6 protein-coding genes are annotated in these 14,223 nt (G+C 43.6%); all 6 read left to right on the top strand.

Features of this window, described 5'->3' with window-relative positions:
- The first annotated feature begins 17 nt into the window (after nucleotides 1–17).
- Nucleotides 18–3,485, top strand: a complete 3,468-nt coding sequence (locus J5X92_RS10310) for a carboxypeptidase-like regulatory domain-containing protein (RefSeq protein ID WP_013783267.1) — start codon at nucleotides 18–20, stop codon at nucleotides 3,483–3,485.
- Complete coding sequence (locus J5X92_RS10305) at nucleotides 3,478–4,641, top strand: hypothetical protein (RefSeq protein WP_013783268.1); 1,164 nt, start codon at nucleotides 3,478–3,480, stop codon at nucleotides 4,639–4,641. Before J5X92_RS10310 ends, J5X92_RS10305 begins: the two co-directional genes overlap by 8 nt.
- Before the next feature lie 2 nt (nucleotides 4,642–4,643).
- Nucleotides 4,644–5,210, top strand: coding sequence for a hypothetical protein (locus tag J5X92_RS10300; protein WP_013783269.1), 567 nt, complete (start codon nucleotides 4,644–4,646; stop codon nucleotides 5,208–5,210).
- 106 nt (nucleotides 5,211–5,316) lie between these two features.
- Entirely contained in the window at nucleotides 5,317–12,786 is a 7,470-nt protein-coding gene (locus J5X92_RS10295) for an Ig-like domain-containing protein (protein ID WP_208805675.1), read from the top strand.
- Between the two features lie 18 nt (nucleotides 12,787–12,804).
- Nucleotides 12,805–13,236, top strand: coding sequence for a hypothetical protein (locus J5X92_RS10290; protein WP_126874112.1), 432 nt, complete (start codon nucleotides 12,805–12,807; stop codon nucleotides 13,234–13,236).
- 4 nt (nucleotides 13,237–13,240) lie between these two features.
- A complete protein-coding gene (locus tag J5X92_RS10285) occupies nucleotides 13,241–14,119 on the top strand; it encodes a thioredoxin fold domain-containing protein (protein WP_013783272.1) in 879 nt (292 codons plus the stop codon).
- Nucleotides 14,120–14,223 lie beyond the last annotated feature (104 nt).

Genomic DNA, 14,223 nt, shown 5'->3' with positions numbered 1-14,223 from the left:
ATCAGGGAGATAAAAGTTTGAACACGGTTAAGTCACTACTTTTCATATTCGTTTGTTCGGTTGCTGCTTTACTCGTGAACGTAGGTAAGGCGAATGCGCAAGCGAATTCAGATGGTTGGGTAAAAGATACAAATATAGAAGTAAGCTGGAATAACCCAACACGTAGTAGGCGCTCACCCGATGCTACCGTTACGGCACAAATCACAAACAATAGTGATGAACCGATACACGGCCCGGTCCGCTTTGTTATCGAATCGCTTACGCCAGCTACTATATCGGTTGGCAATGCTGACGGCGAGTTAGGCGAACTGGACTATGTTGTAGCACTTCCGCAAAACCAGATACTGGAACCCGGTCAAAGCTTGACGGTTGGTCCCATCACTATTGTTGGTGGGCGCAGCAGTTTCGATATCAGTGGCTCTGCCTATGTTCAGGTATCATTAGAGCCTGTAGCACTGGAAGTGGATATCCTTTCACCCACCACGTTGTCCACCTTTGGAAGTTCGCCAGTAAATGTTACGGGTACTATTAATCAGGAAAATGCGGAATTAACATTAAATGGTGCAGTCATTGCGCATGATGGCAAACAATTTAGTGCCAATGTTGAACTAATCGAAGGATTTAATACCGTCGTAGCACGAGCGACCAATGCAAGTGGTGAGCAAACAACCGATTCTATTTCTGTATCACTGGACTTAACCCCTCCTTACATAACAATCGAATCTCATACAGAAGCACAAGAAGTTTACAGTGACAAAATAACTGTAACAGGCCTAGTTAATGATATTGTGCGCGGAACCGTCTCTGAAGAACAGGCAACGGTTGAAGTTAATGGCATTAAAGCGACCGTGTCTAACCGTAGCTATGCCGCAACGGATGTGCCCTTAAACGAGGGCGAAAATGTTCTTACGGTTACCGCTATCGATGAATCAGGCAACAGCGCATCTATATCGCAAAAAGTTATCTACAAAATTGCAACAGATAAACGCTTAGTATTGGTAAGTGGCCAAAACCAGACTGCACAAATCGGCAATAAACTACCTGAACGACTAATTGTAAAATTGGTTGATGGCTCTGATGCGCCAATCGCAGATGCAACTGTTGTTTTCAGGGTAACGCAAGGTGCGGGAATTGTTGGCAGCACGCCAGAAACATCCGGCCGAGCTATCATTGCGACGACTGACGCTGAAGGTATGGCGCGCACTGAATTTCAGGTGGGCTATCGCACAGGTGTCGCTAACCATAAGGTTCGCGCTAAAGTTGTTGGGGTTGAAAACGAGGTTGTTTTCCCTGCTTCAGCAACCAGCGTAACGGGCGACAAAATCAGCGTTAACTCAGGTAATAATCAGCGTGGTGTTGTAGGACAAACCTTACCAGCTCCGTTTGTTGTTGCAGTAACAGACAGTGGTGCCAATGTAGTGCAAGGAGCACGTGTACGATTTGATGTGATTAAAGGCGAGGGTGCTTTCCAAAATGAAGAAAGCAGCTATGAAACCTCGACCGACAGCGATGGTCGTGCGTCGGCGCAACTTACTTTAGGTTCACTTACGGGCATAGATGCCCAGCGCGTTGAAGCTGTATTGATTGACTCGCTTGAGGGTATGGATTTATTGGCAGGTTTCTCTGCGACAGCATTTGTACCAGCAGACGCCGGAATCACTAGCGTAAGTGGTGTTGTACTGGACAATCAAGACAAACCTTTGCCCGGTGTGACGGTGCGTATAGAAGGCACAGACAGGACCGCATTTACAGATCAACAAGGTCAGTTCACTGTTAATCAAGCGCCAGTTGGACCGGTTCATTTAATCGTGGATGGCTCAACCACGACTGCTTTTGGTGAGTATCCGACGTTAAGCTATCATATTGTAACCGTGTCAGGTGTGGACAACCCACTTTCTGGCCCGATCTACATGGTCAAACTAGACACAGATAATGGTGTGTATGCGGGTAAAGAAGACGTAGTACTTACTCTTGATAACTTCCCAGGATTTAAACTGGAAATCGCAAAAGATTCAGTGACATTCCCAGACGGTTCGCGTGAAGGGATTATTTCAGTCACACCTGTAAATGCTTCAAAAGTACCAATGGCGCCGCCCAATGGCATGCAACCTCAATTCATCGTAACAATCCAGCCAGTTGGCGCGACCTTCTCTCCTGCTGCGAAATTAACGCTACCTAATGTAGATGGCCATGCGCCAGGTGCACAGGTTGAAATGTATTCTTTTGATCACGACTTAGAAGAATTCGTAGCTATAGGTTTGGGTACAGTTTCGGAAGATGGCTCAGTTGTTTCATCCAACCCTGGTGTGGGTGTTGTGAAAGCAGGCTGGCACTGTGGTTCACAGCCGGGCGGTTCAGGTACAGCCCACAACTGTCCAGAGTGTCAGAAGTGTCAAGGCAGTTCATGTGTAAGAGATCCTGCACAGGATAATAAACCTCGTTCTCAGCAGACGCCAGAAGATTGTAAAACACAGTTGTGCAAGGGCTCTAAACCAAATCCGGGCGACATTCCGGTAAGTGCAGATGTGAAATACGATTGCAAAAAGCCAGGGTGCGATGGGGAAAATCCAATTTTTGATGTTCCAGATGATGGAGATATATCTGAAGACGACAAAAAGTGCGGAATGTGCTCTGGCGGTGAAAAAGTGCCAGATGAAAGTAAGAATAAACAGGAATGTGGTGACGGTTCCGATGCTAAAGCGTGTTACACCTGTAAAGATGGAAGTTGTGGAAACCATTGTGAAGCAAGTAATGAAAAAATAACAAAGTCCATTGAGGTAAAAGGCGATCACCCTTTGTTAAAAGGACTTGATGTTTTAAACAATGGTATGCCGTACGCAAAGCTTGAAATGAAAGGTTCATTTGCATTAAACGAAGAAAGTGGTGAAAAGTGCTGCAAAGATTGCTCTATTGGCAAAAACCCGAAACCATACACTAAAACCGAATTAAAGGGCTCAGGTTCACTGGAAGCGACCTTTATTGTTCCTGGACTAGGCCTATTGTATAAGTTGCCAATCAAAACCTATGGCCCAGTTAAACTAGGTGGTGAGGTTGAGTTTGGGCCTGGTGCGAAAGGTAATTTAGGTGTTTCTGCATCTGGTTCAACAGAAGAATCAGAGTGTGACCCAGAAACGTGCGGTTTATTGAAGCTCGGAACCTCAGGGTCGCTAGCTTTAGGTGTTTTTGCAAAGGTCGCAGGCGCGGTCGAATACTGTAATATTTTTAATGAACAAGACTGTGACAAATTAATTGCAGGTGAAGCTGAAGCTTCATCAACTATTAATGTTGGTGCTTCTGCAGATTACAAAGACTATAAAGGTGAAAAATGCACCAGCTCTGATTGTTATAGCTATAGCTATGGCAAAGCGGAGTTTAAAGCAAATGCTCAGTATAAAGTTGAAGTAGGTGGGTTATATAAATATCAATATCAAAACGAAGTTTCAGTAACTTTTGGTGAGGCTGGTTCAGGAGGTACGTGTGGATAGCACGAGAATTTTTAAAGCTTTATTTTTTTGTATTTTCTTAAGCTCATATTCAATTGGTGCATTAGCAGAGCAAAAGAGAACCTCATTTATTTTGGCCGAATCGCCCAGAGGTGAGGTTTCAGTTGCTGGTAGCATTGTTGTAGATAATTTGTTTCATAAAACTCAACTGTCGTTGAATGAGAGCGATACTAAAAACAGTATTCAAACCTTATCTAGGTATTACACACTTGCGAAGGAAAACGACAAGGCAAAGTTGCGAAAGTTGTCGTATGTTAAAGATGGTTCTTATTCTTGGATGAGTAGAGAACTGAATAATATCCCTGATAAATTCGAGGGGTTTGCTAAGTTGCGAAAAGCTGATGCCACTCACAAATTGTTTTGGGGAGATTACGAACTTTTTATTGTTGATTGGTTCACCGAAGCTCCTCAGAAAGTTATGAGCTGGTACGAGGCGGTTATATGTGCAGAAAATAGCCAATGCCACATCAGCAATTTATTGCTTAATGGGAAAACTTCGAGTTCTATCTTCTCCAGTGTGCTTACAGATGTTTACGCTAAGCCACTAAAAAAAGTGCCAAACCTGCCATACTCTGTTAGCTATAGACCCAAGCCAATTAGTGATTCTAATCAAAATGCGCTCGTTTTTAATTTTGAAGTTGAGTGGTTGAACGAGCCATTGAACTTTAATGCAGATAAAAAAAGTAAACTACAAGATAAGAATGTTCAGTTCACACATTTAGAGTCATTCCTGAGAGAACTTTGGGCTGTGCGCGGAGATACAGTAAAAAGAATAGTTAAAGAAAAGACATATAAAACGTCTTTAGATGCCCATTGGCTCGATTTTTCTACGAGAAATCTTATTCCTGTGATAGATCCTCGCTTGGGTTATAGCCTAAGCAACTACACGCCTGTTGCTTATTTGGACAGGTTGTCCAAAATTGATGAAGTGAAAGTTGAGGGTGTACTTCATGCTAGAAATGAAATGTACGTCATCATTACTGCTTCACTACTAAATCAACAGCAGTTAGTTATTATTACTTTGGATCGAAAAACTAAAAAACTAAAACAAACACCAAACAACTTTAAACTTCAAGAGATTGTTAATTCTCCAGAGTTTTATAGAAAAATGGCTTCTATCGTTAATAAGAGAGCTTAAATTTGAAAGCGGGCGACGAAATTGATGCTACAGGCAACCTAGTTGCTTCTAGTTATTGCAACGCCAAATTGAACATAAATAAAGATGTAGTCGCTATCACTCCTAACCTCAGAAGTTATTTGTTTGAATGGGGATTACACATATTTTGTTGGACAGTGTGCATATTTATGTCGGTTAAAGTTTGGCAGTTGGAGCCAAACCTTGATTCGAAAACCGAATTCGTTATTGTCGTGTTTACACTGGGGGGACTCTTTAGTTTAGGTACGGCCTTTATATGCAGAAGAAGCAGAAGAAAATTCTATTTTGACCTAAACGAAAGAGTGCTGAATGTCGGCAGTTCGAATAGCCCGAAAACTAAAGTTGCTTTTGATTCGTTTGAAAAGCTTCTGCTTGTTACAACTCGAATATATAGTACTGAGTCGCCACTCACTTGTTTTGAACTAAGCGTTCTAACCAATAACCAAAAAAGAGTTGTTTTAATGTATCACAGTGATTATCACCAAATCCAAAATGATTCAGATGTACTCGCTGAAATACTGGGATTAGAAGTGGAAAGTCTAGAGGCTTGACACCACCAATAATTAGTTTTGCTCACATTAAAATGATTGCAATTGCAGTAAAGTTGCTTGTTTAAGTTAACCAATATACACCACAATGAGTGTCGCAGGGATAGAGATGAGAAAGGGACAATTAAACTTACTTTTACTCACTGGTTTATGTTTTTCAGCATTTTTTCTCAAGACTAATGCAACAGAGCTTGATAAAAACTGTGTCATAAATATTTTAAATCGTACCATTCAAGTAAGTGAAGATGGTGGCTGGGCTTTACCAAACGTTCCTTCCAATATGGGGCAAATCAGAGCCAGAGCGACCTGTAAACTGGAAGATGGCCGCACCGTCTCTGGTCAAAGTGATTATTTTAATGTGGTACGTAACGGCATTACAAAAGTTGGTGATATCAAGTTTGAAAAATTGGATCCTATCCCCGTATCATTGCGTTTTTCGACAACGGATACGCTCCTTCTAGACAATCCAAAACAAACCTTCCCTTTAACCGTCACTGGTTTTTTTGCCGATGGCAGTGTAGATGACTTAACTGCAGGGGACAAAGGAACAAACTACTCAAGTACAAACGAGACGATTGCTTCTGTTAGTACAGACGGTGTGGTTACAGCTAGAGCTAATGGTGTTGCACTCATAAGTGCTAGGAAGGATGGCGTGCTAGCAAGCCGTCGAGTAGAAGTCAGAATCGGTGGCGATATGGATTCAGACGGAATTCCGGATGATGCAGAACGTGCGCTTGGACTTAATCCAAATGACCCAATTGATGCGTTAGAAGATCACGACAACGATGGGTTATCGGCGCTCGAAGAGTATCAGGCGGGTACCAACATTTTTGAAGCCGACACAGATGGTGATGGTCTTACTGATTTAGAAGAACTTACTGGTGGAACGAATGGTTTTGTTACTAATCCGCTTTTAGCTGACTCCGATGGAGATGGTATTTCTGATGGACTGGAAATAGCCGGTGGTTCAGATCCGAATGATTCAGAAAGCGGCAATTTGACAGACTATCTTGATTTCATAACGGTATCCCCAGAGAACTTACTCCTAACTTATAATGCCATTGATGGTGAAGCTAGCGGCAAGCTTTCTGTCACAGGCTACATGCTTGACGGCACTTCTGTAGATTTAACTCAGCAATCTAGTGGTACTCGCTATACTACCGACGATATAACCATTGCTAACTTCGGCTTATCAGACGGCGAAATTTTTGCGGGTCAATCAGGCGAAACGACAATAACGGTGACCAACCGTGACGAGAGTTTCGTTGTTAATGTGACGGTGACTCAGTTCGATCCAGTTGTGCAATCTACGGTGTCTATTCCGGGCTACGCAAATAATGTCGATATTCAAGGTAACTTAGCTTATATAGCCGCTGGCGATTCTGGGCTGCAAGTGATTAGCGTCGTAGATACCTTGAATCCTGAAATCATTGGAAGTGTAGATACACAGGGTATTAGCATCGATGTTAAAGCAGTTGGATCCTACGCTTATTTGGCTGACGGTTCTGAGGGTGTGCAAATAGTAGATATATCTGAACCTGAAAACGCGAAAATTGTATCAAAACTTGACACTGCTGGCACTGCGCAAGACTTATCGGTAAAAGGAGACTTCGTTTTTGTTGCGGATGGCTCTGCCGGTATCGAAATATTCAATGTTGCGAATCCTAACAAACCTTTTGCAATTGGTTCTACCGAACACCTTACCGATGTAAAAGGTATTGCTGTAGAAAACAACTTTATGGTCGCCGTGGGTGGAACAACGTTATCCTTATTTGATATTGAAGACCCATCAGCGCCATTACACCTTTCTTCGGTTAATATCGGCACAGTTAAAGACGTCGAAATCAGTAATGAATATGTTTATGTTGCAGCTTACAGCACTGGCTATCGTATTTATAAGATCACGGATGCTGGAATGTTGGAACTCAAAGGCGGAGACAGGACCTTCGTTCCACGCGATGTTGCGGTGACAAATGGCTTTACCTTTTTTGCTGAGCAATTATTCCCAAATGTTGTTGCTTATGTGAATACTAAAAATCCTGACGAACCATTCTTCCAGGATACGATCAATCTTTCTCCTTTAGGTGATTACGCAGGTACCGGTATTGCGCTTAACGCAACCCATGCTTTTATTACAGAAGAAAGATATGTTGTGGGCTCAGACTACAAAGCGACGGGCGATACGAAACTGTTTATCGCGCAATATAGAGAGCTAAACGATGCGAATGGAATACCTCCAACTGTCTCGCTAGTTGAGCCTGCAACAGACGGCGTTACAGTTGAAGGGGCAAGACTAACGTTAACTGCAGATGCACAGGATGACATTGCCGTTGGCAAAGTCGATTTTTATGTCAATAATTTGCTCGTTGCACAGGACACTACCTATCCGTATTCCGTTCCTTTCACTGTTCCTCAGAATGTTGGAAATATTGCGGTTAAAGCAGTAGCAACAGATCTGGGCTCTAACAGTACAACAACGGTTACCGTTACGCTTGAAGTGCAAAATGATGAAGACGGTGACGGTCTCGGTGATGAAGAAGAAGCTAACACCTGGATGACGGACGCCAATAACCCTGACACCGATGGGGATGGTCTGATAGACGGGGAAGAAGTAGCGCGTGGGATTAACCCTAACAATCAGGATTCCGATGGCGATGGCAGAAAAGACGGCGATGAGGTTGCAGCAGGTACCGACCCAGCGAACCCCGATATTATTGCGCCTACCACAGTTGCAACTGAGCCGACTACTGATGAAACTGAGGTGGCGGAAAACAGTGCTATTATTGTTACTTTTTCAGAGGCTCTATCGCGTAAGTCTGTCAACGCTAATTCTATCCGTGTGTATGGAGACGGTGGAGTACCAGTTCCGGGTAATGTTAAGTTAATTGGCGGTGATACGCAGGTATTGTTTACGCCTAATGCACTAATGGCAGATTACACAGTGCATGAAGTTGTTATCGGTATTGTAAAAGACACTGCAGGTAATCCGTTGGCACAAGAACAACGGTTTACTTTCGAAACCGGAAATACTGTTGATACAGTTAGACCAACTGTTAGCAATATTAACCCAGTTCACAACGCAAAAGACGTTCCCGTTAATATTGCATTAACTGTGGTGATGAGTGAACGGATCGACCCGGAAAGTGTAACCAGTGATAGCTTCTATATCGAAGATAACTCGACAAGGGAACGTATTGAAGGGTTAATAGATGTTAAGGACGATAGCACGACTATCACTTTTACCCCTAATGCGGCGTTTCTTGTAGGAAGGCAACACAGAATATATTTGAGAAGTGGAATTAAAGACCTCTTTGGTAATTCCATGTCTAACCGTAATTACTATTTTACTACAGCGTTTGATGCTGATGGTGTTGCTCCACTGATCAGTAGTATTAGTGTTAATGAAGGAGAAACATCTGTACCTGTTAATGCCAGGTTGAATGTGAGGTTTGATGAAGCGATAAACAGCTATTCAACTAAGAACATACAACTCTTTAAGGGTGATGAAATTGTTGCAGTAGACCTTACCAATAGCAGTGATCTGCGCACAGCAACCTTAAAGCCTAAGTTAAACTTGGAGCCTGAGACAGGCTATACCCTAGTTGTTGATGGTATTTCTGATCTTAGTGGTAATCTGCTTGAATCTGCACAATCAACTTCTTTCACCACAGGTACTCAAACTGATACACAAACAGGGTCATTGATGAGTTACAGCCCGAAAAGTGGTGCAACGGACGTGGCATTGAATGCGACGATTACGGCAGACTTCAGTGAGCGTATTGACCCGACATCACTGACCAGTGAGTCATTCAGGTTGTATAACAATACGGAAAAACGCAATGAGGCTGCGACATTGAGCCTAAGTGCAGACGGTAAGCGTGTGACGTTAACCCCGGATGTATTGTTAGAAGAAGGGCATCATTATTACGTGTATATCAGTTGGGGTAGCTACCTGAAGGATATCGCAGGTAATAACGTGGGCAGTTATCATCAGTATACGTTTACGGCAGGTGTCAGTGAAGACGCGCAGGCGCCGAGTGTGATAGCAAACAACCTGTCGCAAGGGTTAACGGATGTGCCAGTGAATGCCCCGGTGAGACTGTTTCTGGATGAGACGTTAGCGGCACACTGTGTGAATGAAGAGACGGTATCGCTCCAAAATAGTACAGGTACAGTATCGGGCAGTGTGGCACTGAGCAGTGATCGCAGAACGATTACGTTTACGCCGGATGAATATCTGGTGGCGGGTGAAGATTATGAGCTACTTGTTGCGGGTGTGTGTGATGTAGCGGGTAATGAAGTTGCTGAGTATCGCATGGACTTCACAGCCGATAGTAGCGGCAGTGTTGATACTGCCTACCCAAGAATAAGCAGTGTTACACCGACAAACAATACATCAGATGTATCAGTTAACACAGCGATTGTGGTGACCTTTAACGAAGCAGTCGATGCACTAAACATTAATGATGCAGTGCGAGTTCAGGTGAATGGCCAAAGTGGTTATGTAGCGGGTGACTATCAGGTAGAAGGCAGCGTGGTGACGTTTACGCCAAGTGAGCCATTACCGGGTAGTACACAAATCAGAACAAGTATTTACTACGTCAAAGATAGAGTTGGAAATAGTGCATGTTGTTGGAATTATTACTTCACAACAGAAGACGAGCTTGATACTACGGCACCAACCGTAAGCAGTATCAGTCCGGCAGACGGAGCCATGGATATAGGAGTAGGTACGCCAATCGTACTAAGCTTCAATGAATCGTTAAATGCAGCTACGGTCAACAGTAATCACTTCAAGTTATATTCAGAGGGCAGCATTATTACGCCGAGCGTTTACCGCTCTGCAGACAGTAAAACAATCACCTTGCGTGGCACCTGGCCAGCCGGAAAGTCACTGTCAGTAATCGTCACGGACGATGTGCAGGACTTAAGCGGTAATGCAATGGCGGATTATGTCAGCCTATTTAGCACAGCAGTGGTAGATAATGACAACGGTAGGCCAAGTGTCTCACGCCTATACCCGAACAGTGGTGCCAATAATGTACCGAGTGTTGGCAGTATAGTGATGTACACCTCAGAGCCAATGGATGAAAGTTCCTTACATGATGCTTTCCATGTAGCGGAAAACGGTGTACTGGTAGAGGGACAGATTACGCTGTCAGCATCAGGTCAGGCAATCGAATTCACACCGGATGAAGCCTTTGTAGAAGGTGCACTCGTTCATGTTTATCTGGATAGCACAGCGCGTGATGATTCAGGTAATGCGATGAACCATTATCAAGGTCAGTTCCGCATGGCGACAACTACGGCAACAGCAGGGGTGCGACCAACGCCTAATGCTTATCTGCCAAGTAACGGTTTAACCAATGTGTCGCTAAATCCGAGCATGCGTATCGTTTATAACCAAGATATGGATGAGACTACCATTACTGATGAATTCATTGTGATGCGCAACAATGATGGCAGTGCCTTTCCGGCTACGATAAGTCTGGCAGATGATTTACGTACAGTGGAAATCACGCCGCAATCACTCTTATCGGCTGACAGTTACTATTATGTGAGTCTGTCAAGTAACATTCTGGATACAGATGGTGACCGTCAGTACTGGAGTCGCAGTTATGGCTTCACCACAGGTGAAGTAGCGGTAGAAGACTTGCAGGCCCCACGAGTAACTGCGATGAGTCCGGCAACGGGAATGGAAAACGTGGCATTGAATCCGCGTTATCACGTGCGCTTTGATGAAGCGATTAACCCATACAGCTTCGAACGCATAGCAGATATGAGTATCTCGTACAGTGCAAGTAATACCGAAGTGTTGTACCACCGTTACTCACCATTATCAGAGAGTACGGAACACACAGAAACAATTACACAGGTAGAAGACTTGTCGGGCAATAAAGTTGTTTCACACAGTGAAACCTTTACAACCGGAACAGGACCAGACCTGACCAGTCCGAATTACAGTACTTATTTACCCTACTCGAACAGTACAGTTGCAGTAAATAGTAGTGTGATCTGGGTAATGAACGAGGTTGTTGATCCACTCACGGTGAACAGCAGCACCGTATATGTACGAGATGTAAACAATGGTTCGGTTCATGTCGCGGGTAGTGCCAGTATTGGTCAGGATGGCAAGACAATAACTTGGGTACCAGACAATGTACTGACAGCAGGTCGACGGTTTAATGCACGGCTCGGCGGTGTGGCGGACATCAGTGGTAATACAAACTCATCAGATAGCTTCTACTTCTATACCAGTTTGGAAGAAGATACAGCAGCACCAGTTGTAACAGGCACATCAGTGCACGAAGGCTTAACCGACGTGGCGGTAAATGCCCGAGTGAGAGTGAAGTTTAGTGAAACGATAAGTCATTTATCACTGGGTGGCATTACCCTGACTCATAACGGTGAGCAGATTGCGGTAAATCGTGCACTGGATAGCTCACATGCGCTGGTCACGCTCACCCCGGTGACCCTGCTTCCGGCGGGTGAGACGCTAAGCTTGAATGTAAGCGGTGTGAAAGACCTGGCAGATAACGTGCAGGTAGAAGACATCAATATCAACTTCACAACAGAGCTGGGTATCGATACACAAACAGGGTCATTGATGAGTTACAGCCCGAAAAGTGGTGCAACGGACGTGGCATTGAATGCGACGATTACGGCAGACTTCAGTGAGCGTATTGACCCGACATCACTGACCAGTGAGTCATTCAGGTTGTATAACAATACGGAAAAACGCAATGAGGCTGCGACATTGAGCCTAAGTGCAGACGGTAAGCGTGTGACGTTAACCCCGGATGTATTGTTAGAAGAAGGGCATCATTATTACGTGTATATCAGTTGGGGTAGCTACCTGAAGGATATCGCAGGTAATAACGTGGGCAGTTATCATCAGTATACGTTTACGGCAGGTGTCAGTGAAGACGCGCAGGCGCCGAGTGTGATAGCAAACAACCTGTCGCAAGGGTTAACGGATGTGCCAGTGAATGCCCCGGTGAGACTGTTTCTGGATGAGACGTTAGCGGCACACTGTGTGAATGAGGAGACGGTATCGCTCCAAAATAGTACAGGTACAGTATCGGGCAGTGTGGCACTGAGCAGTGATCGCAGAACGATTACGTTTACGCCGGATGAATATCTGGTGGCGGGTGAAGATTATGAGCTACTTGTTGCGGGCGTGTGTGATGTAGCGGGTAATGAAGTTGCTGAGTATCGCTTGGCGTTTACCACTGAAAACACGGGTGTAGTGGATAATTCTTACCCAACCCTTACAGCTATGACGCCAGCACATAGCTCAACAGGCAATGCGGTTAATGCGCCTATCGAGATGACTTTCAGTGAGCCACTTGATATTAGAAATATTACGTCTAATCATTCAGGTGGTGAGATTCGAATTTATTCGGGGTCAAATTATTACGACGGTTTTTTCTCATTCAATGGTGATGTCGTTACCTTTTGGCCGACCAATCCGTTGCCGCAAAATACGCAAATTACGATTTATTTACGATATATTAAAGACCGCGTTGGAAATTCATATTGTTGCAGAAGTTATTCGTTCACAACGCAAACCTTGTAAGTCGTTTAAGGAAAGACAATGGAAACAAAAAAAAACGGAGTCATAGTAGTAAGTGTCGGTGTCTTAGCTATAGCGGCACTGGGTTACCTGTTTTTCAGCGAAAATAGTGAACATAGCGAAAATCTGCAATCACTTGCTGGTAATGAAAAATTTGATGAACAGTCCATAGATAAGAACAGGGATAGTAATATCGTAAATGTTCCTGTGGAGTATCCTGATTATCGTCCGAAAGTTGCAGAACAAAATGCGAGTGCTAGCACCGAGAAGAACAACGCTAATGTCGATGCTATGCTACAGGAATCTGAAGAGAAGCTTGTTGCAGCTATTACTTCTTTCAACGATGTACTAGATGATCCAACAGCGCAAAGAGAAATAATAGAACAAAACCAGGAAGCACGTGAAGCAAAGAAAAAGGCTATCCTGCAGAAGCTAAAGAATGGAGACTTGTAGCAGTATGAAGTACCTAATACTCTTTTTAAGTATTTTGTTGGGGTATAGTGGTTTCGCTAAAGCAAATGACACAAACGAACTAAACGCAAAAATAATCCCTACCCCAGAGGTTTATAGTGACTTTTTAATAGAGCCTTGGAAACCGAGTGCACCCAGCGTAATTGTGTTTAAAGATCCCAATTGTGGTTATTGCATTCGTGCACTGAAGGCGCTAGATAAATACAAAGACTACAATGTGTTTATGTTTTGGTCTCCGATCTTGGGTGATTACAGTGACAAACGTGTTGCAGCTATTATGGAGTGTGATGATCCGATTAGTCAGGGCGTTTTTGATGACGTTATTACTCGCAAGCCAATTGAATGCAAAAGTTCGGATGCCCTCAACCACGAACATTTTAGGTTGCAACAACTGAATAAAGAAATTGTTCAAAATTACAACCCTCAGTCAGTGCCTTCTTATTATTTCGGCGGGCAAAAAGTATATCTGAGCTCGTTGAAAAAGTTCAAGCAACAACTCACCAATGGTATTACACCAGTACAACTGGATTGGGCACGATATGAAACATTGCGTTTAAAACAGAGTGGAAATCAAGGGTTAGCTAACGCAATCCTATTTGTATCTAATGAGTTGTCTACCAATAAGAGTCTCATTTCTTCACTGGAAAATGACTTTCGTTACAACTGGCATCTTGCGCAGAGTACTTGTGAAAACAAAAATTGTACAAAAGACGAAGAATCAAATCGCTCGGCAGAGCTGAGACTATTAATGGATGTACCAGAAGGTGCTCAAATTGCTTTAGCGATCGATGGTATGGTTATTCAATCAGAACGCATCAACCAATATCTAAGCAATGACTCTATTAATGCGATCAATGTTCTTTAGTTAATCTGTCCTAGTTAATCTGTCCTAGTGTGATTACCAAGGGATTGTGTCGGTCTAATTACCGAGCGATTTTGTCGTAAATAGCATATCAGCCAGTTGCTAAA

The organism is Alteromonas sp. K632G, from assembly GCF_017653625.1.
GTDB classification, from domain to species: Bacteria; Pseudomonadota; Gammaproteobacteria; order Enterobacterales; family Alteromonadaceae; genus Alteromonas; species Alteromonas naphthalenivorans.
Note: the sequence above shows the minus strand (reverse complement) of the source record. Positions and strands in the feature narration are given on the sequence as shown.

What these genes read in the sequence shown, in the direction of transcription:
- J5X92_RS10285 (WP_013783272.1), top strand. Translation starts at nt 13,241, where the DNA reads ATGAAGTACCTAATACTCTTTTTAAGTATTTTGTTGGGGTATAGTGGT.
- J5X92_RS10290 (WP_126874112.1), top strand. Translation starts at nt 12,805, where the DNA reads ATGGAAACAAAAAAAAACGGAGTCATAGTAGTAAGTGTCGGTGTCTTA.
- J5X92_RS10295 (WP_208805675.1), top strand. Translation starts at nt 5,317, where the DNA reads ATGAGAAAGGGACAATTAAACTTACTTTTACTCACTGGTTTATGTTTT.